Source organism: Streptomyces sp. NPDC048337, from assembly GCF_043201175.1.
Taxonomy (GTDB): Bacteria; Actinomycetota; Actinomycetes; order Streptomycetales; family Streptomycetaceae; genus Streptomyces.
In genome coordinates, this window is sequence record NZ_JBICYR010000003.1 from 1 (window position 1) to 20535 (window position 20535).

The window sequence follows — 20535 nt, forward strand, 5'->3', positions numbered from 1 at the left end:
GTGCCACTTGTCGCCCGGCTGCGGGCGCCGCCGGCGCAGCGCGTTGGCATACGCCTGGCCGAACTTCAGACACCAGCGGCGGACCGTCTCGTAGGACACCACGATGCCGCGCTCCAGCATCAGCTCCTCCACCTCGCGGAAGCTGAGGGGAAAGCGGAAGTACAGCCACACACAGTGCGAGATGACCTCCACCGGATACCGGTGGTTCCGGTATGACGGCACCACACACGACGACACGAACGATCCCCTCCGACACCCCCAACCCGAAGATCATCCCAGACCGCCCGACAACGTGACAGTGCCGGCGACAGTGGCGCGCAACCAGGCCAGGGAGCCTGCGGGCGCATCCGCCGAATCGGCGCCTGGTTCGGGGACCAGAAGCGGCTGGTCGAGCACTGCACGGGCGTCGGCGTACGCAGTGACACGAGAGGAGAGGACTGATGGGTCGGAGATCGTCATGCGACCCACGCTAGGTGCGGGAGACTTCGGCGCGCACCGAACCGTCGCCGGGCATGATGGGCCCCATGTCCGTACAACCTCTGGCCCGGCTCGCCGGGCTGCTGGCCGACCCCACCCGTGCCGCGATCTGCCTCGCGCTGTTGGACGGCCGCGACGCCCGTGCCCGCCGCCGTCAGGGCGACGAGCCAGCCCACCAGGTGCAGGCGGCGGCTCAGTACGACGGCCGCGACGAGCCCGTACACGAGCGCGTTGGCGGTGTCGACGATGAAGAACCCCTGGTCGCTGTTCCAGGGTGCGCCCGTCATGACGGCGAGGACGATCCCGGCGACCGCGAGCCCCCAGGTGGACGCGAGAACCGCGGCGGCCACCCCCCGATGGCCGCCGCCGCATCGCTGTCGATTGCGTCCCGCTGCTTCTAAATCCCCCAAGTCCCCCATGGAATGAGGGTCTCAAGGCAGCGCGTCCCTGTCACAGGGTCAGGCCGGGACACGCCGACCGAAAGTGAACGCGACACCGAGGACGAGCAGATACGGTACGCCGACCATCAGGGCCATGTACTGGAACGGGGTCACCTGCGTCACGGCGAGCAGAAGCCCGAAGACCACACTCACCACCCCGATCCAGCGCCCGACGGCCCCCTGCCGGAAGGCCGCGACGACCAGGGCGGCGGCGGTGAGCAGCAGTCCGGTCCAGAGCCAGCCGTACGTGCCGAGCTGCCCCATCGAGGCCATGAGGGTGTCCGGGTCGCTCTTGGCCCGCATCCGGATCTGGTGGAAGGCCTCGGTCCCCATCCCGCACCCGGCCAGGCTCATCACACTGGTGAGCAGCATCCCCATGAACGCGGTCATCGGCACCAGGCTGCCGGCCGGGCACTCCCGCTCCAGCCGCCGCTTGAGCCCGGCACCGAAGACCGCGGCCCCCAAGGCGGCCAGCGTGAACGCGAGCTGTGTGGTGAACGCCCACCACATGGTCGTGTCGTCCAAGCGGGCCACCATCGCCGCGTTGTCGACGAGATCGCTCTCCTCGAAGGGCCACAGCGGCCCCGCCGCCACGAACACCCCGATCCCCGCGAGGGCGGTCACGATCCCGCCCCACCCCCAAGCGCGCCCGTCTTCCCCCGTGCCGGTCATGCCGTCCCCCTGTGGTGCCGAGCGGAGGGCCTTCCCCCGCCCCACCACGGTCCCGCGCCCGCTGTCCCGACCGCCTGGGGCCAGCGTCCCGACGGCGCGGGATTCCCGTCCCGCCACCCCGCGAGGCCAGGGACAGGCGGCTACGTCCGTACGGTGGGCCCGCTGTCGGTGGGAGCGTCTAACCTGCGTTCCATGGTCGAGGGGGAATACGCCGTGCCGTCACCCGGTGCGCTCGCCGACGAGGTGGCGGCCGTGCTGGGCGAGCGGCTCGGCCCCGGTGTGGAGACGTTCGAGCGGCTGCTCAGCGCCGTGGTGGTGCATGCCTACCGGGACAGGGAGGAGCTGGCCGCCGCGCTGGGGTCCGTCCCGCGGGAGTTCGCGGTACGGCCGGACCCGCAGGTGGCGTACCTTGCGGGCATCGTCGGCGCCGCGGTGGAGCCCGTGCGGGCCGAGGAGTCCTGGGAGAACGCCGGGGCGGGCTGGCTCGAGCTGTGCCAGCACGTGGCTCTGGACTACATCGCGGGGGCGCGCGTGGGTGAACTCCAGGCACGGCTGCGGGCCGGCGACCCCGTCCCGTTCCCGCTGTCCGTGCCGAGCGGGCCGACCGGTGCGGTGGAGCCGCGCCATCTGGTCGAGCGGCTCGCGGAGTACGGGCGCCTCGGGGTCCGGCCCGGCCCGGCGGACCTGGGGCAGGCGCTGCTACGCTGCTGCGGCCCGGTCGACGCCGAAGCCGTGTGCGCCGCCGAGAAGTTGGAGCTGGCGGAGGGGCCCCGGGTGGCCGACTGGCTGCGGCAGGGCGGGCTGCCGCAGCCGGCGGGGTGGCGGGAGCGCGAGTCCGGTGCGCCCGAACGTCCCAGCCGGCGCCGGGGAGCCCGCGTCGGCCGCCGGATCCTGGTGGGGCACGAGGCGATCGAGGGCCGCGGGGCGTTCCCCCGGCAGTTCTGGTCGCTGTTCCGAAGGTTCGAGCCGGCCATCTCCTGCCCGCACGGGTCCCTGGCGGACTTCCGGGACGCGCACACGGTCGCGACTCTGCCCTGGCACCCGGAGATCGCCGCGGCCCGGCTGCTCACGGGGGTCGCGTCGGCGGCCGATCAGGACGGCGGCCGCGGCGCGCCCGGCTTCCTGGAGGCGCTCGCCGCGGCCGACGGCCCGGCCGGACCGGCCGTGCACATCGCCGTCGCCTACGGGCTCGCCTCCGTTCCCCAGGAGGACCGGGACGCCGCCGTACGGGCGCTGCTCCTGCTGGCCGCGCGGGACAGCCTGGACGAGGAGTTGCTGGGCCGGGAGCTCGCCGAACTCGTGGGGCTGGGCACGCTGAAGGTCGACCTGGCGACCGATTCTCTGCGGGCGGCGGCCGCCGCCCCGCAGGGCGCCGCCCCGGTCTGGGCGGTCCTGGCCGCCGCACTCCCGGGCCTCCTGGCCAGCACCCGGCCGCAGGCGCACGGGGCGCTGCTCGCCGTCGCGGCGGACGCCGCTCGGCTGTCGGGCGCGCGCGGCGAACTGCCCGAGGTGACCGCTCTGGCCCGGCGGCCGGGGTCGTCCCTCCTGCTGAAGGAAGCCCGAAGGCTGCGCGACACGCTGGCCGGGCTCTGAATCACGGGGCCCGGCGGTCGGCCGCGTCGAAGCGGGCGAGTGCGAGCGCGCCGGCGTGCAGCGCCCGCTCCAGGGCCGGGGCGAGGCCGTCGTCGAGGCCTCCGAGGGCCTCGGCTGCCTCCTCGACCGCGTCCCGGGTGATCTCGGCGGCGACCTCCTCGGCCGGGGTGCACGGGCCCAGCTTGCCGACGGCTGCCGCCGCCCGGGCCGGGGTGAGCAGCGCGGCGACCTGGCCGAGGAGCCAGCCGGGCACCCCGGCCGCGCCTTCGGCCGGCGCCCGGTACGGGCGCGAGCCGTCGAAGCGCTCGTCCTCTGCGAAGGCGGGGTGCTTGTACTTGGCCACCGGGCGGGCGGCCGGCCCGGTGTCGGTGCCGTCGGGGGTCCGCCACTCGTCGGCCGGCTTGATGACGAGTCCCTCCGCGAGGTTGCCGGGCAGTTCGGGAAGGCCGAGCAGGGCCGGCACCCGGGTCTGGAATGCCGGCGTCCGCTCCTGCACCTGGGCGAGTGAACCGCGTGCGATCAGCGGGGCGCAGTGCAGGCCCGCGGCGTCGGCGGCCTGCCGCAGCGCCCGGTCGCCGACCCAGCGGGTGCCGCCGCCGACCGTCTCGACCGTGGCGTCGAACGGCAGCCAGAGCAGCCCCGGCGCGTACCAGACGCCGGTCTGCACCGGCTCCGTACCCGGCGAGGGCGGCACGTGCGGGTGCGGGTAGCGCCCGCCGGCCAGTTCGCCGTAGACCGTGACCGGTGCCGAGGGATGGGTGCCGTACGCGCGGCGCAGGGCGGCTGCACAGCGGTCCGCGGCGACGGCCAGGGCCGGCCATATCCGTCCCACGCCGAAGAATTCGTCGAGGCCGCTCTCGCCGAGCAGTTCGCGGCGCTTGCCCGGGCGTGCTCCGGCCCGGTCGCACACGACGGCGAAGTTCGCTCCGTGGACCTTCTCCAGCGCGACCCACTCCCGGACCGCCCTCGCCTCGCCCAGCCGGGCCCGGGAGGGGATCTTGGGGTACGGTGACCACCCGCTGTCAGCCGCCATGCCGACCTCCGCCGCCGTGCTGGTGCTGTTCGGGCAGCCGACTGTCGGGGTGCGCCCACAGCAGCACGTTGTCGGGGCGCGCGTCGCCGAAGAAGGCGAGGACGTCCTGGTCCGAGTGGCGCAGGCTGAAGTGGGTGAGGACGAAGAGGGTGTCCGGGTGGGCCTCGACGACGGGCCTCAGCCGGCTCCACACGGTGTGCCCGACCCGGTCGGCGCGCTCCAGCTCGGCGTCGTCGAGGTAGGTGCACTCGGTGATGACCACCGGGTACGCGAAGAGCCACGGGTTGTCCTCGAAGACGCTCACGTGGGTGTCGCCGAGCAGCGCGAACAACGGCTTGAGTACCTCGTGTTCCACCTCGGCGCCCTCCTTGCGGCGCTGCGCGAGGATACGCCCGAACTCGGCGCCGCCCCGGCCCTGTCCGGCGATGGAGCGCCGCAACTCCTCGTATTCGGGCAGCAGTTCCCTGCGGCGTTCGGAGAAGGCGTAGCCCACGCACGGCACCTTGTGCGCGCACTCCACCACCCGTACGTGGTGCCCGCGGCGGCCGAAGGTGAACTCGTCGCCGCCGCGCACCCCGTGCAGCCGGCAGTTCGCGGCGAGGGTGGGGTCGTAGGCCGTTCCGTGGTTGAGTTCGGCGGAGGCCCGCAGGAAGCGCTCCACGTACGGGACCGCGGGGGCGGGCAGGTGGATGTCGACGCCGGCGGGCCTGGCGGCGAGGTAGTCGAGGTCCTTGGAATGGTCGTGGTGGGTGTGGGTGAGGAAGACGGTCTCCGGCTGACGGCCCTCGGCGAGGCCGGCGTCGAGCGCGCAGCGCAGTTCGGGGATGTGGAAGAACGTCTTGTCGTTGGCGCGTGAGTACCCGGTGAGCGTCAGCTCGGTGCCGGGTATGCGCCAGGTCTTCCACTGGCGGAACGGGTGTCCCCGATCCAGCCGTTCGGGGTGGGCGGGGGTCCGCTCGGGGGCCTGTGCCATCGGTGCCTCCGTCGGACCGCCGTGATCAAGGTGAGGGCCCCGATCGTAGCGGCGGCGTGGCGGGGCGGCCCGTGGTTTTCCGCGCGGGCGGCGCGGCCCGTCAGGCAGCCGCGCGGCGCCTGCCCCGTTGGCGGCGCGGGTACGGGAACAGCCGTGGCGAGCGCTTGGCGGCCACGTCCTCGACCCAGCCGAACATCAGCACCAGCAGGCCGATCAGCGGGATCGCCACCATCAGCGTGAACCATGGGATGGCCAGCAGCCACTGGAGGTGCGTGGAGACGAAGTGGACGGACCAGAGGGGGTCGATCAGCGGGATGGCGACCACCAACGCCACCTGATGCCAGGGGTAGACGCTGACAGCGCGTGAGTTGAGCAGGCTGACCAGGCCGTTCCAGCGTTCCAGCGGCCGGGGCCATTGCTCCCAGGGCGGGCTGACATGGAGCAGGATGGCAACGAAGCCCAGGGACCACAGGGCCTGGGCGATCGGCCAGGACTCGATGTCGGTCGGTTCGGTCGGATCGACCGGCCGGGTCTGCAGGTACCAGAGGCCGGCAGGCCGAGCCGTTCACCGCGTGGGGCGTGTTCGACCTCAGCAGCTGATACCCAGCACTGGAAAGACCATTTCAGCCCGGTCGCCGACCATCCGCCGCCAGTCCCGCAAGGAGCTTGCCGCGGCTCGTGCCAGCGAGGATCAGACGGCCTTCGACCGGTTGATCGAAATCTTCGACGAGCAGGTGCCCGGCGCTCTACTGCTGCGCTGATCCCCTCACGCCCGGGTGGTACCACAAGCAGACGGGCCAGCTTCCGCTCGGCGTCACCGTCGGGTCGAATCTGTGCATCGGAGGTGTCCAACCGGGCCATGTACCGCGCTCGGTCACAATGGCTGCCCCCGAATCCCCCGCCAGACCCCAGCCCGCCACCTGGGCTCCCAGCCAGATCGGCCCGTGCGCGATCTGCCACGCCCCGACGTGCAAATACGGGGTTGGCGCGTCGCCCACGTGTGCGTCCTGCAAGGCCGCGGGGCAAGCGCAGTACGGGGGCTGAGCATGTCCGTCCTGCCGCTCGACCTCCGCGGCTGCGGACTCTGGTCACTTACCTGCGCGGCGAACTCAGCCGCACGGAGGCGGCCCTTGCCTCCGCCGCGGAACGCGAGACCGCAACCACCCGACTCTGCTGCGCGTGGTCACGTCTCCGCCCGACACCGAGGGCGGGCGCCGTGCCCGGATCGACGGCGAGATTCTCGGCCTCGCCCTGGGCCCCGGCGATCTTCTGGAGTTCCTTCGGCGGGCCGGCCTCGACCCGGACGACGTCCGGCTTGACGATGCGCTGCTGATCGAGTGGCGCGGCGGCGGGCCGGCCGTGTGGAGCCCGGACACCGGCGGGGCGTGAACACGGACGGGCCGCCACCCGGGGAGCGTGGCGGGCCGCACTGCCGCTGCGCCGGTCAATAGCGGCGCCGAGCGCGACCCCGGCGGCGGCCCGGGGTCAGACGGTGGGCGAGCCCGTGTAGTCGTGGCGCCCGTAGCCGCGGCCGTCACCGTGCCAGTCCAGGAACAGCACCGAGTCGGCCAGCGCTCCGGGGCCGGCACGGTGGCTGAGCGTCGGCGTCCGGTAGTGGCCGTCGTAGTTCCCCCCGGAGGTGCTGTTCCCCATCCGGCGTTCAAGTTCAGTGAAGTCCCCCTCGATCACCACGGAGTCGGTGCCCTCACTGGACAACTTGATCTGCAACCGCAGCTTGGCCCCGTCGAAGATCGTCGGGTCGTCCTCCTCGCGGAAACGGGTGCCGTCCCACTTCACTTCGGCATAGGCGTAGACCGTGTTCCCGGAGCGGGCCGCGCACGTCTTCACCGTGACCTTCCAGTTGTCCGGCCACGGCCCGTCATAGCCGCTGTCGTCAATATCCTTGGTACTGGACGCGCACTTGTAGGCCGGCGCGGCCATGGCGGCGGGCACCACCGCTGCCGCCACTGCGGCCGCAGCCAACGCTGCGGCCGCCACCCTGTACTTGATGTTCATGGCCGGTCAATGCCGGTACCGCCAAGGGAGACACGGCCCCACCTCGAAACCGCCCCCGACGAGGGACGCTCTCCCCGGGTGTCCGGGCGGCTGGCCGTCACCCAGCCGTCGCGGCCATGCCCATGCGCGCCAGGACATCGCGCTGACGCTCGTCCAACGCCTGGAGGAGGCAGACCCTGCACTCACGCCTGTCCGAACTGCGCAGTGCCGTCGGCCGTACACCGGCGGTCGACCACTGCCGCCCCGCCCGGGAGCGGAGCCCTCACAGCCGCCACCGGCCTCGAATCCGCGGGCTGTGTCGCCGCAATGGCCGCCTCCCGGGCCGCCCTGACGATCCTGCTGCGGCGCAACGGCCGACCCTGACACCCCGAGGAACAACAGAACCCGGGACCGGGGCGCGCCGACTGGTGTCGTGCGCGCACCCGGCAGGGCCGCGAGTCGGCTTGGGCTACTGGCCTGCCGTGGTGGGCTCCAGGTCGAAATGGTCGTCCTGGTACTGGAAGAGGAGGCAGTCCTCTCCCTTCTCGCATCCGCTCAGGTGTGGCCTGCCCGCGGGGAGGCGGTAGTAGGAACCGGCCGGGTACTGGACGCGCTTCCCGTCGATGTCGGCGTAGAAGGTGCCCTTCAGGACGACGGTCGGCAGGTCCTGGCTGTGGACGTGCATCGGGTTGTCCTTCCCGGCGGGGAAGGACACGAACGCCTCGTAGCTGCCGCTACCCGCGAGCTCGCCGCGCACGTTCGCGTACTTCACGCCGCCCGACTCCGGGAGCTCCTTCCACGTGCGGCTGGAGGAGGGGAAGGAGAGGAGTTCGGACGGGGCCTTTCCTGCCGTCGGGCCCGTGGGCGCCGCGGGTGCCGGGGGCGCGGTCGATGCAGTGCTGCTGCCCTGCTCCTTCTGCTGGCCGTCCTTGGCCTCGGCGTCGGCCGAGCAGGCTGCCAGCAGGGCAACCGAAGTCATGGCGACCACAACCGCGGTGATGCTCCGTGCCTTGGCACGCATGGATGTCTCCTTACGCTTCGGGTTCTCAGGGCGCACGCCGAAGGAGCGGAGAGAGCGAGATCGCGGATCCGTCCACGATTCCCCTCCCCGCCGCGCGGCGAGTCCCGGTACGGCCTCCATGATCAGTTCATGGCTGCCATGTCCGCCATGACGCTTCCCTTGCAGATTCGGACGTGCGGCCGGGGGCTGGGGAGGGCGAGTTCGGTACGGGCCGGCCGAGCCGGCCCTCGCCGTCAACCCGTTGGGGCGCCGTGCACCCGGTGGGGTCAACGGTGCTTTCGAGGTGGGGGCGTGGGAGTACGCTGTGTGAGTATCCGAGGCAGCCTCGGGGGACGGCTCCCGGGTTCCACGGAAGGACACGGCATGCTCCCGACGGGCCCTGCTCTGCTCAGGCATCGGCCGCCACCCGGTATCGACACGTTGCGTCGTACGGTGCGGCGTGGGCTGGAGGCGATTCCCGAAGCCCGCCATCGCTCGATGGTCGCCAGCGTGCTGGACGCCGGCCTGGTCGAGCAGGCGATCGCCGCTACCAAGTCATTCGACCCGTCGTTCGACCACGCGCGGGCCCGGGCACACACCGACCTGCTGACGGCCGAGTTCGAGGCCTTCCGGGTGGTGGTGCCCCCTGCCACGACCCGGAACATCACACTGATGCGCGCCCTGATGGTGCCCATCGCCGACCCGGCGCTCGCGTTCGCCGTCGACCGGATCTGGGTGTTCGTCACCAACCTCGACGATGTGTGCTCCAAGGACAGTGCCGAGGCCGAAGCCGTCCTGCGGGCGGGCATGTTGCCCGGCTCACCCGAGGTCGCGACCGCACCGAACCAGCGGTACATCGACTACATGTTCCGTGAGGTCGCGGGCTTCTGCGATCCGACCTTCCTGGCCGCCTACAGGACGCTCCTCTACAGCGCGATCAACGGCGTCCTGATGGAGTCGGAGTTCGATCCGGACGTGTCCGACGAGGTCGACAGTGACTTCGTCAGGATCTTCAACGGCTTCTCCCAGTTCTGGTTCACCAGCCTGCAGTTCGCCGACTCGAGTCTGAGTGCCCACCGTCACCGGGCCTTCTGGACGGCCGCGCTGAGCTCCTGCGTCAGCTACCTCAACGACATCAACGACGTGCTGTCCTTCTACAAGGAGGCGGTGGACGGCGAGGACTTCCGGATCAGCCGGATCCATCGCCGCGCGGTCCAGGAGGGCATCCCCTACCTGGCTTCGTACCGCCGCAGCGTCGACAGTGGCCTGGCGGCATACCGGCGAGTGCTGCGGCTGGCCGATGACGAGCAGCGCCCGTACCTGGAGCGGTACATGACGGCCTTTGTGTACTGGCACCTCCACTGCCGCCGCTACCTCTGGCAGAACGTCTACCCCGGCCTGACCATGATCGACGTCGACGCCTGAACCGGCAGACGGCCGGCTCGACGTACGGTGACCACCGCCGTCTCCAGTCACATGGCCACGTGACTGGTGTGATCCGTTCTGCCCCGCACGGCCGCGTCGAATACACCGTGCACAATGTGCAGCGGCTCGAGCCCGACGCCGCCGAGCAAGCCAAGTTCGAGGCGTACCCCGAAGTCGTCGTCCCGGCACACGCCCTGCCGTGCCCCCCCATCGCCGCAACGGCAGCGGGACCGCCAGGCGCTGCGGATGCATTCCATCGCCCGGACAGCAGCCGACATCGCATGCCCGGCAGACGGCAAGCATCGGCAGCGACCGGACCGTGCCCGGCTGAGTCCATCGCGGCCGAACTCCTTCTCCCCGCAGGGGCATAAGCCCGATCCCCGAGATCCTGGAGGCACCATGACAGGCGGCGCGTCACCCTGGCAGGATGACTTGTCCCCTTCGGTGTAAGACGTCGCCGCTGCGTCCCTCGTCGAGGGCCCGCAGCAGCCCGCGTCAGTGCAGTGGCTCACCGAGAACCGAACCACCCCCAGTACCTGGGGGTTCCTTCCCAGGTCAACTGCTATGACGGCCACCTGTCGACCTACGCCGCCGTCGCCTTGTACAACGCGGGCCGGCGCTCCCCGGCTGAGCCCGGTCTGTCGACGCTGGCCGCGCGGCTGGTTCCCTCCGCGTCCGCTGGCGTTCTTGAGACTCTGACCTTCGTTCGGCGGCCTGGTGGACGCGCTGGACCGGTACCGGCCGACCGAGGCCGGCCGGTACCGCGGCACCACAGATCCGCATCGGTCTGACCGTCAACGCCACCTTTTGGTATCGCGTCGGGTGGTGGCGGTGTTCCTCGTCCAGGGGGCTGACGCGGGTCGGGCGCCGGGGTCATCAGGGTGATGACGGCCCATGTGATCAGGGGCTCGGAGTGCTGGACGAGTCTTTCGTAGTCCCGTGCGGGTCGGCGAGCGTGCATCATCCGTGCCAGGGTCCGATCGACGACCCAACGGCGCGGCAGCACGATGAAGTTGGGTATGGACTAGGACCCGGAGGCCTTCCGCGAGAAGGTCGAGACCCTGGTGAAGTCAAAGGCAGCCGGGGAGACGGTGGAGAAGGCCGAACCGGCGGCGGCCCCGACCGGTGCCGTCGAATTGATGGAGGCCGTGCGCGGCAGCGTGGAGTGGGCCAGGAGTCCGAAGGACATCGGCGACATGGCCGGCTCCGCCGGCCCCCAGGCGTCGCGCGGGGAGAAGAAGCCGACCGCGAGGAGGCGGGCCCGCTCTGGTCCGGCGGCCAAGGGCCGGGAGTTGATGTCGCTGACAAAGGCCGAGCCGAGAAGGCGGCCGCGGCCGGCATCGCGGGCGCTCTTCGATGAACCACGCCCAGCTTGCCCCTGCCCTCGCACACGCCGGCCGAGGTCGGCGAAGGCCTGAACCCGACGGGACAACGGCCTGTACGGCGCGGTCGCGGTCAGGCCACCATGACACGCAGGACGTACGGTTCGCCCGTGCTGATGGCTTCCGCCTGCTCCCGGATCGCTATGTAGGCCAGATGGATGGAGAAACGTTTGTAGCCGGATTCCGGAACGACCGCGGGCGGCTGCTGTGGGAAATGTTGACGAGAAGCAGGAACAGGGTTCCTCGCGTGTCGCGCGACGGCAGCCGGTAAACGGTGGCTCGTTGGTCAAGTTCCTCGCCCCGAAACGATCCAGGGCCTGAAGTGGATCAAGGTCATGGACGATCGCTGCCCGTGCGTCGTGGTCATCTGACGAACGGCCAGTGGGAGCGGTTGGAGCCGTTGCTGCCGGCAGGAGAGAAGCCGGGCCATGACCTGGAAGCGGATCTTCGAGCAGTTGCGGGCCGAGGCCGATACGAAGGGCAGCAAGCCTCGGGGCTCCTGATCTTGCCGGACACCCCTTCCTTCCATGGCATCCCGACTACGCTTGCCATGGTCACGGCCAAGATCGAACCAGGGGGTACACCCATGCCGTACGAGACCGGCGCCAAGGTGAAGCTGACCAGGGATGTGCAGGTCACCGCAAACGACACGGCGGCCAGGATCGGCTGCCCCGGTCCGCTGTGCCTGGCCGAGGGCTTGGAGGGCATCGTCACGGGCTCGGCAAAGGAAGCTGGGGGCGCGGCCCAGGACGGGCTCGCGGAATTCGAACGGCGAATACGCGGCGTCCAGTTCGATGGCTTCACGGCCGGCGTGCTCGACAACCTCCGTCAGCAGATCATCCAGCACGGAGGGATCGACGCCGGAGTCGGCGCTCAGATCAGATACAGGGTGCGCTTCGAGAACGGGTTTGTTCTGGGCGGTCTTGAGGAAGGCTGGCTGACCGAAGCCTGAATACCTGCCATCGCGCCCCCGCCCGACGGGGACACCCCCGGGCCCACGGCCGGCTCCTTTCGTCGCGTCGGCCTGACGCAAGTCGCCGCCCCCGTCAGCTCACGCTCATCCCCCGGTCCGGCCACGCTCCGCGCTCGGTATGCACGGCGTTGATCTTCCGGGAGGCCTTGAGGAACGTGTAGTCGACCTGGCCGTCCTCGACCGCCGAGGTGCAGGACGCCTTGTCCATGGTCATTCTCCGCACGAAATTATCGGGATCATCTCCGAATTCATATTCGGCGAATTCCGCCGTCTCGACAATCTTGCGAAAGTAGACAATCGCAGCCATTACCATTCCTTCTCGAAATCTTCGCGCATGTCCTGCTGCCCGTAAGCTGGTCCGGAGCCATGGGCCTGGCTCGACTCGAGATCGGTCGCGTCCACCCACGTGGCCAGGTCGACCACCCAGAAGGTGTGTTTGTCGGTGGCTGTGATGAGGTCGAGGTTGCGGTCCCTCTGCACTGGTGGTGACAGTGATTTCGGCGAGGTTCTTCACGCCTTCGCCGAATGAGCGTCTGGCTCACCGACGGCGGCCTGCTGGACGATGCCGCCCTGCTCCGCGTCGCGGAGACGGTTCTCCCCGCCGTCCCGGGGTGGCCCCCGGCCGGCTCACGCGCCGGCCCGAGTCGGGCGCGGGCCCGGTCGCCGGCCGGGGCCGGCGGGCGGACCCGCGCCGTCGCTCTCAGCGGCCCGGGGCCGCCGGGTGTCAGAGCATGTTCTTGTAGATGTTCCACCCGGTGCCGAACTTCACCCGGGGGGCGAAGGTCGCGGCGCCTGTCTTGCCCGTCGAGGTGTACGTGTACACGTCGCCGTTCGGGAGCCGGGCCATCAGGTCGCCCTTGCTGTCACCGTTGATGTCACCCGGTACGAACAGTGTGTCGTACTGGTTGAAGCCGCTGCCGACCTGCTCCCGGGGAGCGAACGGCGCGCTGGCCGTGCCGGTGCCCTTGTAGAGGAAGAGACCGCCGGCGGTGTCCCGGGCGAGCAGGTCGGGCCGCCCGTCCCCGGAGTAGTCGCCCGCGCCGACGAGGGTGTTGTAGGCGTTCCAGCCGGTGCCGACCTTGATGCGCGTGCCGAACTTCGTGTACGGCAGGCCGTCCCCGGGGTGCAGCCACAGGACGCCGGCGGAGTCACGGCTGACCAGGTCGCCCTTCCCGTCGCCGGTGAGGTCGCCGGGGCCGGCCATCATGGTGTAGTTCCACGACGTACTGACCTTCACGCCGCGGACGTAGAGGTCGGTGCCGATGTTCTGCACGTAGCTGGCGTGGTTGTGGCTGTTGAGGCCCGTGGCGTAGGTGTTGCGGGAACCGGGCGTCTCCTTGCCGACCTCGTACGGCGGCGAGTAGTAGGCGCTGTTGGCCAGGGCGTGGTACTTGACCAGGACGTTGTCGGCCTGGGTCATCACGTTCTGGCCCTTGCCGAAGAGCGATGTGGTGCCCGCGCCGACGATGAACTTGTTGAGTTCGTAGCCGCTGCCGAAGTAGGCGGGTGCGGCGAACTTGCCGCCACCGATCGACTTGAACCAGTACTCCACGCCGTCGTGGTCGCGGGCGAGCAGGTCGCTCTTGCCGTCGCCGTCGCCGTCGTCCGAGCCGGTGATCACGTTGTACTTGTTCCAGCCGGTGCCGACCTTGACGCCGGGCTTGAGCGGGGCGGTGGGGCTGCCGGCTCCCTTGTGGAACCACAGCTCGCCGGCCAGGGTACGGGTGAGGACGTCGCCGATGCCGTCGCCGTCGACGTCGTTGGCGCCCACGACCTGGTCGTAGATCCCCCAGCCGGAGCCGACCTTGACCCGGGAGTTGAAGGGCTTGCTGACCGTCCCGGTTCCGGTGTACAGCCACAGGTCACCGGCGGGGTCCCGGGCCAGCAGATCGGGGCGGCGGTCGCCGGTCAGATCGCCGGTGGCGATGATCCGGTTGTAGATCTGCCAGCCGCGGCCCGACCACAAGGGCGCCGAGGTGCTCTTCACGCCCGCCTCGTAGAGCGTGAGCACGCCGTCGAAGGTGAGCGAGAGGAGTTCGGGCTGGGTGGTGCCGCCGACGTCGCCCACCGGCAGCAGGTCCTTGAACGAGGCCTCGGGGTCGGGATCGGTCTTGATGACCGTGTACTCGCTCCAGGCCTTGATCGACGACAGGTAGACCGCCGTGACCTGGTCGTACTCCATGACGATCATGTCGCTGACGCCGTCGCCGTCGACGTCGTGCCGCGGCTTGGCGGCAGCGGCCACCTCGGCTGGGACCGGGGTCGGCAGGACGACGGTCGGGAGCTCGTGGCCTCCGGCCGTTCCGGTCACGGCCGATGGTCCCGGCGCCGGCACGGCCGGGCTCGGCACGGCCAAGCTCGGCGCGGCGACGCTCGGCGCGCCCATGCTCGGCGCGGCGACGCTCGGCGCGGCGGCCAGGGCGCCGGCGGCCAGGGCGAGAACGCTCCCGGCGGCCAGGGCGCGCAGCCGTCTGCGCTGCGGTGACGTGTGGTGCGATGTAGTCAAGATCCCCCCTGAGGATCGAGCCGTGGGGCTCTGCCCTGGCACACGTCATGTGTGTGTCCGGGATCACGCGTCCGTGCGTGAACGGCCCCCCGCTTCCGTCCGTGCACGCTGAGCCCCGTCACCGACCTTCACGTCGGCACGATCACTCTGGTTCCCGTTCCTGGCACATCAGTTGGGCTTCCTGCGCCGGGCGTCTGAGGACGACGTGCCGGCGCGTCACCTGCTCAGGGGCCGGCGGCCAGGTGCACGTGGACGGTCTTGCCGCTCTCGGGACCGGCCGGACCTCCACCGCGTCGGCCAGCCGGTTGATCAGCGGCCAGCCGTACCCCTCCCCGCCGTCGGTGCCGCAGTCGGTTCGGGCCGGCCGGCCCGCGCCGGTCGGCTGGGTCGGGCTGACGTCCCCGGCGTCGACGCCGCAGGACCGTGCCGTCTTCGCCACCCACTTCAACGGCGCCCGCGCCGCCGCGGACGAACCCGACCAGGCCGCCACCACCGCTTCGGCGAACGGATCGGCTTCGGGCGGCACGGCAGGTTCGGGGGTGGACACGGACCGGGCTCCTTCGCGAGGGGTTAGCCGGCCTTGCCCGTGCCCGGCTTGGACGGGACGCCCCTCCCGGGAGGGGAAGCGAACGACGCGGCCCCCTGGGCGGGCGCGTCGGTGGTGAGCACCACCCGCGGCTGCCAGGGGGCCGGGCCTCCTAGGGGCTCAGGTCATCGTCGCCGCGGGCTCACTCCTCCGCGGGCCAGCCCGGGTTGCACTTGGCCTGCAGCCACTTGGCGGAGTCCCAGGCCCAGTTGGGGCGCCAGGTCTCCAGGTCCCAGGTCGGTCCGCCGAAGCGGTCGCCGCTGGTGGGATCGCGGAACGCGAAGACCGAGTGGCAGTAGAGCTGTTTGCTGACGACGTCCTGCTCGTCCGCACTGAACGCGGGCGAGGGCGACGGGATGACCGACCACACCTGGTTCCACAACTCCTGTAGGTGGTCGTCCGCGTGGCTGAACCCGACCTCGGTCGGCGTCACATGGACGGAGCGCTTGCCCGCGTACGGGTCCGGGGTGGAGGCCAGGCTGTGGTAGATCTCGGTCTTCGCCACCCACAGCTTGTTGGTCATCGCGCCGTAGCCGACGCATTCGCCGCGGCAGACGTAGTAGCCGTCGCTGTGGCCGCTGCTCCAGACGATGAACCTGGTGTTCTCGTAGTTCTGGCGTACACCCGTGTGCTGGGACCCGAAGCCGCCGATGGCGTCGGTGACGTACTCGTCGGACGTCGGATAGCCGAAGGCCCCGTGCTCATATCCCCACTGCGCCCAGAGCTGGCCGATCCGGCCGGTCACCCCGTACGCGCGCGCGGTCTTCGTGGGATGCCAGTAGAACGTCCCGCCTTGGAACTGCTGCCGGATGCCCTGGCCGTCCGGATTCCGTAACTCGTCGCCGACCGGGTAGCCGAACTTGCCGCCCTCCCAGCCCTGGCGCGCCCAGGCGTCACGCACCGCGCCCCACACGGGGTGCGCGCCCGAGGCGGCCGACCAGTAGATCGACCCTCCCTCGAACACCGTGAACGCGCCCCGGCCGTCCGGCGTGGGCACCTCGTCCGTGGTCGGGCACTTCAGCGGCGAGTTCCAGCCACCCATGCTGAGGTACTTGTCGAGGATTGCACCGCGGACCCAGTGCCCGCAGATCTCCTGGTCCGCCGCCGCGGCCGGGAGGGCGCTCAGAGTGGTGAGCGTGATGAACGCCGCAGCCAGTACGGCCACAAGTCTGGCCAGGACGCGCGGAGCTCGGGGCCTGCGACGGCCCGCGCGAACAGTAGATCGCATTGGTATCGTTGCTCCTTGTCAGATGGCCTGTCGAGGCCAGGTACGGAGCGCAGCCAGCGGGAACGCGGGCCGCGGCCGTCGACCACCAAGCAACCAGCCGAACGCTTGGCGATCTTGGCGCCAGTCACATTGACACGTCCGACCATGAATGGAAAGAACGCCTTCCTAAGTGACGTCGACATTCTGCGACTTGGACGTACTCCCCGCCTGCGCCGCCCCGTACCCCGGAAGGAGCGGGTGCCGACGGCGTCGACGTCAGGGACTGCAGCGTCGCGTCCACTAGGGCCTGTTGTGAAAGTGCTGGTCACAGCCATTCGTTGATGGCTGTGACCAGCACGGTCGCTTCGTAGCGGACGGCGAGCTTGTCGTACCGGGTGGCGACGGCCCGTTGTCTCTTGAGCTTCGCAGCCCACGAAACCACCGCCGCCGCTCTGGCATGGCTCTTCCTCCTCCTCGACCGGCACCAGCCGGTGCGCCGGCGCCTCGACGCCGAGATCGACCGGGAACTGGGCAACCGCTTGCCGACGCCCGCGGACCTGCCGCGCCTGCCCAGCACCGAAGCGGTGGTGAAGGAGACACTCCGGCTGTACCCACCACTGTGGTACCTCGAAAGAACCGTCGACCTGCCCACAGAACTCGCCGGTTACCCACTGCGGCCAGGCACCCGAGTCGCGGTCAGCCCGTTTGTCATCCATCGCGATCCTCGCTTCTACGACCGCCCGATGGAGTTCCTGCCCGACCACTGGTGGCCATGGTCGCCGTGGTCATCGCCACAGCAACCCACGCCGGGCGCTACCAATTGCGCCAGACTCCCGGCACACGCACCACGTTCTGCACACGCACCATCCTGCAGCCACGCGGACTGACCATGGACATCCGGCCCAGGCGCTGACCGCCGATGACTGTGCCGACATGTGCGAGGTGCGGAGTCGGCGAGTGAGCCGGCCGTGCTGGGTTCAGGCGGCTTTGGCGAGGAGAACCGCGATGGCCAGGGCGGCTCCGCCGTCCGCCAGGTCGATTCCCCAGGTCACCTCGTCGCCCAGGGCCATGACGTCGGTGAGCAGTTCGAGGAGCTCGGGCTCGTCATTGGCGACGCATCGCGACAACAGCCGACGGCCACTCTCGTCGATCACAACGCAGTGGTGATCGGTCTTGCCTGCGTCGATGCCGGCCCAGTTCGCGGCCATGGCGCCCTCCGTGCGGTGGGGTGTGCTGGTGCCTCCCGACAGACGACCTCGCTGGCGATTCCCCACGGAGCGATCATTCGCCGTTCCCAATTGGCAGCCGAGTCGTCGAGGGGCGTCGGGCGGCCAGTCGGTGGAAGCCACAGTGTGCGAGCCACACCCGACGCCCCTGGGTGGAAGAACCCTACGACCCTGGCACCGCTGCTTGACCACGCAGACGACGATGGCGACCTCTCAGCCGCTCAGTGCGCGGCCATGCTGCCCCATACTCCAACGACGCATCGAGGACGTCCGCCAGCTGATCGACGCCATAGAGTACTGCGTGGACAAGGACGTCCCGCCAGATTTCTGCTGACAACCCAGCCGGGGACGACCAGCAGTTACGGGACAACCCTTTGGAAGGGCCTCTGAGGCATTCACGGTCGTCAACGAGTGGGGGCTGCTGCTGAACCGCGGCGCGCGGTTGTCGTGTCTCCCCGGCCACGGGCCTCGCTGCCTTAGCATGGCCAAGATCCTCAGCCGAGCACTCGGTGCCGTAGCCGTCGCCGGTATCGCCACGCTCGCGCTCGCCGGCCCCGCCATCACCGACCCCAGACCTTCGGGCCTCGTCGGAGAAAACGTTCAAGGGCTCGGCGTGTTGTCCCAGAACCTGAACACCAGGGACGGAAAAGCCCAGACGGGCCACTCAGAGAACACCTCGAACCACGCGCTGACCAATAGCCTCGAATCTCAGACAGTCAAAGTCATCCCGGACATCCCACTCCTGGGCAACAGCACCATCTCCTGATGCCTGGGGCGGTGTAGCCCTGCCCGCCCCCGGGACCCCCGGCACGGCATTGACCGCTCCTGGTCCGTCTTCTCCCGCGCGGACCGCCCTCGCGGAGACGCGGCGCCCGGCGCCGGTGGAGCGGCCTGCGGAAGGTGCAGGGGGCCGAGCGCCACGGCGCCGGCCAGCAGGCTGGAGGTTCAGGCGAGGCTGTGCGCGATGGGGTGCAGCGGCTGGTACAGGGGCAGTTCACTGCCACTGGGGAGGCGTACGGCCGTAAGGCGTCCCCACCGCTCCTCGGTCACCTCGCCGGTGAGCTCCGCGCCGCGCTCTGCGAGCTGGGCTAGTACGGCGTCGAGGTCGTCGCACATCAGGTAGAACTCGTGCTTCGGCGCGCCGTCGGTGGGGTGCACGGCGACCTCGGCGGGCGGCAGCTTGAAGATCAGCCAGCCGTGGCCCGCGTCGACGTGGGCGAAGCCGAGGACGTCCCTGATGAAAGCCCGGTCGGCCTCAGCATTGTGGGAGTAGAGGATCACGTGTGCGCCTGAGAGCATGCCCCGATATTCGCACGCCCATCGTCGGCGTTGAGGACACCGCGCCCGTGATCTGGGCTTCGGCTCGTCGCGGATCGGTCACCGCGCAGAACTCTTGTCCGCATCGCGTGGTGGCTCGACGGAGCACTGGTGCGCAGTGAGTCGGGCCGGCGTTCCCGGACTTGAGGAGGGACTAAGGAGCCCCGCAAGTGGCCGGAGCCCATCACGGTGCGTCATGGCGGCCGCACGACTGGATCCGGCCGCTGCGGTCCACCTGTCGGTCTGCCGCAAACACGCCGCCGATCGCCCGGTCGCCTGCGCCCCGCGAGGCCACCGGCTGCGCCAGGACGACCGGCAGCTGCTCAAGAACCTGCCTACCGGCCCGCTCACCCGAGCTCACGGCCGCCGAAGACCATGTCTGCGCGGACGAGCCGACACGACCAGAGCCTGGACGATGCGCGCGGACCCGATTCGCCGTCCGCCCCGCCGCGGCCTCACCGACGCGCGGGATGTCAGAATCCGATGGCTTCACGCAGCAGCAGGACAGTGCCGCGCCCGGGCTGTGGCTCGGCGTTGAGGACGAGCAGGCGGTTGACCGCGCTCGGCCGGCCGTAGACCGCTTGGGCGCGCGCGTTTTCCAGCAGGAGGGCGTGCTCCTCGACCCGGCGCAGTGCGGTGCTCAGGTCGGGCACCACCTTCTGCGCGCCGACGATCCAGATCGCCTTTGCGGCGCCGCCGGCGCAGGCGGGCAGCTGGCTGCCGCTGCCCGAGGCGATGACGAGCGAGCCGGTCTCGGTCACGGCTGCGGCGCTGGCGACGAAGACGTCCGGGGTGGCCACCAGCCGGCGGATCTGGTCGAACTCGGTGGCGCGGTCCATCTTCAGCACGCGCGGCCGGATGGCCTGGTAGCGGTCGCCCTCCTCGATGTCCCCCGCGATGCCGGAGAGCCGAAGCGTCTCGCTGGCCCCGGTGAACACGCCCGCGCCCTCCGGTATCAGTTCCTTGACGCGGGCGCGGGCCGCCGCGGCGTCGTCGAGCAGTTCGGCGGTGAAGCCGTTCGCCCGCAGCGCCGAGACCGCCCGGTCCAGCCGCTCGGCGGACGCCGGTGCGCCGAAGTCGTCGGCCGCACCCGTGGCCGATGCGTCCGCCTCAGCGGCCTCCGCGGCCAGGCCGGCTTCCCGGGCCTCACCAGGGCCGTGCGACTGAGCGGCGGGGCCGGGCGCGGAGCCCCGCAGCGGGGTCGTATCGACGTACCTGACCTCGTAGACGCGCTCGGTGAACTTCCAACCCTCCGGCGTCCGCCGGTAGCTGTCGTGGTAAATGGCGAAGTTCAGGCCGGAACGGCCGTCGAGCACCCGCGCGATCTCCTGCATGTAGGTACGGCCCGTGGCCGTGTCGCCGTCGAGACGGATCGTGCCCGGGTGGCTGTTCTGCACGAAGAAGTCCCACTGGGCCTGCAGGCGTTCGCCTCCGGCCCGGATCTCCTCGCGGCCGACGAACTCGACCGGGATGTTGGGCATGCGCAGCACGCCGTCGAGGGTGAACAGCGCGGCGAGGCGGGCGCGGTCGCGCATCATCGCCGCGTCGGTGAACTCGCCGCGCAGCGCCTCGATCTCGACTCGGTCGGCGATCTCCTGGAAGTCGTTCATGTTCGGCGTCCTGTCCTGTGGCCGGTGTTGTTCCTCTTCAGCCATTACGACAACGCAGCCCCGCCGAATGTGAGGCGTCCCGCCGACCTCACATTCCGCCGCTCTGATTTGTCGTAATGG

Annotated in this window: 23 protein-coding genes and 2 pseudogenes; 7 read left to right on the forward strand and 18 right to left on the reverse strand. The window is 70.4% G+C overall.

Features of this window, described 5'->3' with window-relative positions; translation table 11 throughout:
* The 4 genes and pseudogenes from ACGFYU_RS05735 to ACGFYU_RS05750 form a co-directional block, all read right to left on the reverse strand.
* A pseudogene (locus tag ACGFYU_RS05735) lies at positions 1–237 on the reverse strand (IS6 family transposase); the annotation flags it as partial.
* 33 nt (positions 238–270) lie between these two features.
* On the reverse strand, positions 271–459 hold the full coding sequence (locus tag ACGFYU_RS05740; RefSeq protein WP_393825997.1) for a hypothetical protein: 189 nt from the start codon (positions 457–459) through the stop codon (positions 271–273).
* A complete protein-coding gene (locus ACGFYU_RS05745) occupies positions 456–827 on the reverse strand; it encodes a hypothetical protein (protein WP_393825998.1) in 372 nt (123 codons plus the stop codon). The genes ACGFYU_RS05740 and ACGFYU_RS05745 overlap by 4 nt, the downstream gene beginning before the upstream one ends.
* Positions 828–935: 108 nt before the next feature.
* Complete coding sequence (locus ACGFYU_RS05750; RefSeq protein WP_393825999.1) at positions 936–1589, reverse strand: hypothetical protein; 654 nt, start codon at positions 1587–1589, stop codon at positions 936–938.
* 192 nt (positions 1590–1781) lie between these two features.
* Here ACGFYU_RS05750 and ACGFYU_RS05755 point away from each other — a divergent pair, with 192 nt between their 5' ends.
* On the forward strand, positions 1782–3182 hold the full coding sequence (locus tag ACGFYU_RS05755) for a hypothetical protein (protein ID WP_393826000.1): 1401 nt from the start codon (positions 1782–1784) through the stop codon (positions 3180–3182).
* 1 nt (position 3183) lies between these two features.
* Here the strand turns inward: ACGFYU_RS05755 and ACGFYU_RS05760 are convergent, their stop codons facing one another.
* The 3 genes from ACGFYU_RS05760 to ACGFYU_RS05770 all read right to left on the reverse strand — a co-directional run bounded on the left by ACGFYU_RS05760 (position 3184) and on the right by ACGFYU_RS05770 (position 5513).
* Positions 3184–4215, reverse strand: coding sequence for an RNA ligase family protein (locus tag ACGFYU_RS05760; RefSeq protein WP_393826001.1), 1032 nt, complete (start codon positions 4213–4215; stop codon positions 3184–3186).
* Positions 4205–5188 carry an MBL fold metallo-hydrolase gene (locus tag ACGFYU_RS05765; RefSeq protein ID WP_393826002.1) on the reverse strand — a complete coding sequence of 328 codons (984 nt, stop codon included), beginning with the start codon at positions 5186–5188 and terminating at the stop codon, positions 4205–4207. Before ACGFYU_RS05765 ends, ACGFYU_RS05760 begins: the two co-directional genes overlap by 11 nt.
* A gap of 100 nt (positions 5189–5288) precedes the next feature.
* Positions 5289–5513 carry a hypothetical protein gene (locus tag ACGFYU_RS05770; RefSeq protein WP_393826003.1) on the reverse strand — a complete coding sequence of 75 codons (225 nt, stop codon included), beginning with the start codon at positions 5511–5513 and terminating at the stop codon, positions 5289–5291.
* A gap of 121 nt (positions 5514–5634) precedes the next feature.
* Between ACGFYU_RS05770 and ACGFYU_RS05775 the strand changes: the two genes are divergently transcribed.
* Both ACGFYU_RS05775 and ACGFYU_RS05780 read left to right on the forward strand, forming a co-directional pair.
* Positions 5635–5949: a hypothetical protein gene (locus tag ACGFYU_RS05775; RefSeq protein ID WP_393826004.1), complete on the forward strand. Its 315-nt coding sequence runs from the start codon at positions 5635–5637 to the stop codon at positions 5947–5949.
* A gap of 412 nt (positions 5950–6361) precedes the next feature.
* Positions 6362–6577: a hypothetical protein gene (locus tag ACGFYU_RS05780; protein WP_393826404.1), complete on the forward strand. Its 216-nt coding sequence runs from the start codon at positions 6362–6364 to the stop codon at positions 6575–6577.
* A 96-nt stretch (positions 6578–6673) separates the two neighbouring features.
* On the opposite strand, the gene ACGFYU_RS05785 is transcribed toward ACGFYU_RS05780, so the two are convergent.
* Together ACGFYU_RS05785 and ACGFYU_RS05790 are read right to left on the reverse strand one after the other, a co-directional pair.
* The gene (locus ACGFYU_RS05785; RefSeq protein WP_393826005.1) at positions 6674–7204 is read right to left on the reverse strand and encodes a hypothetical protein; all 531 of its coding nucleotides are present in this window, start codon (positions 7202–7204) and stop codon (positions 6674–6676) included.
* Positions 7205–7652: 448 nt separating this feature from the next.
* Entirely contained in the window at positions 7653–8204 is a 552-nt protein-coding gene (locus ACGFYU_RS05790; protein WP_393826006.1) for a cupin domain-containing protein, read from the reverse strand.
* Positions 8205–8681: 477 nt separating this feature from the next.
* On the opposite strand from ACGFYU_RS05790, the gene ACGFYU_RS05795 reads away from it, so the two are divergent.
* Entirely contained in the window at positions 8682–9608 is a 927-nt protein-coding gene (locus tag ACGFYU_RS05795) for a hypothetical protein (protein WP_393826007.1), read from the forward strand.
* Positions 9609–10632: 1024 nt separating this feature from the next.
* On the opposite strand, the gene ACGFYU_RS05800 is transcribed toward ACGFYU_RS05795, so the two are convergent.
* Positions 10633–10890 (reverse strand): hypothetical protein, encoded by a 258-nt coding sequence (locus tag ACGFYU_RS05800; RefSeq protein WP_393826008.1) that lies wholly within the window; start codon positions 10888–10890, stop codon positions 10633–10635.
* 452 nt (positions 10891–11342) lie between these two features.
* On the opposite strand from ACGFYU_RS05800, the gene ACGFYU_RS05805 reads away from it, so the two are divergent.
* A complete protein-coding gene (locus ACGFYU_RS05805) occupies positions 11343–11942 on the forward strand; it encodes a transposase (RefSeq protein ID WP_393826009.1) in 600 nt (199 codons plus the stop codon).
* A 94-nt stretch (positions 11943–12036) separates the two neighbouring features.
* Here ACGFYU_RS05805 and ACGFYU_RS05810 read toward each other — a convergent pair whose 3' ends face one another.
* From ACGFYU_RS05810 to ACGFYU_RS05830, 5 genes are all read right to left on the reverse strand, one after another.
* Positions 12037–12270: a hypothetical protein gene (locus ACGFYU_RS05810; protein WP_393826010.1), complete on the reverse strand. Its 234-nt coding sequence runs from the start codon at positions 12268–12270 to the stop codon at positions 12037–12039.
* The gene (locus ACGFYU_RS05815; RefSeq protein ID WP_393826011.1) at positions 12270–12443 is read right to left on the reverse strand and encodes a hypothetical protein; all 174 of its coding nucleotides are present in this window, start codon (positions 12441–12443) and stop codon (positions 12270–12272) included. The genes ACGFYU_RS05810 and ACGFYU_RS05815 overlap by 1 nt, the downstream gene beginning before the upstream one ends.
* Positions 12444–12687: 244 nt before the next feature.
* Entirely contained in the window at positions 12688–14469 is a 1782-nt protein-coding gene (locus ACGFYU_RS05820; RefSeq protein WP_393826012.1) for an FG-GAP repeat domain-containing protein, read from the reverse strand.
* Positions 14470–14611: 142 nt separating this feature from the next.
* Positions 14612–15016 (reverse strand): hypothetical protein, encoded by a 405-nt coding sequence (locus ACGFYU_RS05825; RefSeq protein WP_393826013.1) that lies wholly within the window; start codon positions 15014–15016, stop codon positions 14612–14614.
* 181 nt (positions 15017–15197) lie between these two features.
* Positions 15198–16283, reverse strand: a complete 1086-nt coding sequence (locus ACGFYU_RS05830; protein ID WP_393826014.1) for a DUF2599 domain-containing protein — start codon at positions 16281–16283, stop codon at positions 15198–15200.
* Between the two features lie 395 nt (positions 16284–16678).
* On the opposite strand from ACGFYU_RS05830, the gene ACGFYU_RS05835 reads away from it, so the two are divergent.
* On the forward strand, positions 16679–17149 hold the full coding sequence (locus tag ACGFYU_RS05835; protein ID WP_393826015.1) for a cytochrome P450: 471 nt from the start codon (positions 16679–16681) through the stop codon (positions 17147–17149).
* Positions 17150–17251: 102 nt separating this feature from the next.
* Here the strand turns inward: ACGFYU_RS05835 and ACGFYU_RS05840 are convergent.
* A pseudogene (locus tag ACGFYU_RS05840) lies at positions 17252–17470 on the reverse strand (transposase); the annotation flags it as partial.
* Between the two features lie 499 nt (positions 17471–17969).
* Here ACGFYU_RS05840 and ACGFYU_RS05845 point away from each other — a divergent pair.
* Entirely contained in the window at positions 17970–18254 is a 285-nt protein-coding gene (locus tag ACGFYU_RS05845) for a hypothetical protein (protein ID WP_393826016.1), read from the forward strand.
* Positions 18255–18433: 179 nt separating this feature from the next.
* Here the strand turns inward: ACGFYU_RS05845 and ACGFYU_RS05850 are convergent, their stop codons facing one another.
* Both ACGFYU_RS05850 and ACGFYU_RS05855 read right to left on the reverse strand, forming a co-directional pair.
* Positions 18434–18787, reverse strand: a complete 354-nt coding sequence (locus ACGFYU_RS05850; protein WP_393826017.1) for a VOC family protein — start codon at positions 18785–18787, stop codon at positions 18434–18436.
* 491 nt (positions 18788–19278) lie between these two features.
* Entirely contained in the window at positions 19279–20415 is a 1137-nt protein-coding gene (locus ACGFYU_RS05855) for an LUD domain-containing protein (RefSeq protein ID WP_393826018.1), read from the reverse strand.
* Between the last annotated feature and the right edge of the window lie 120 nt (positions 20416–20535).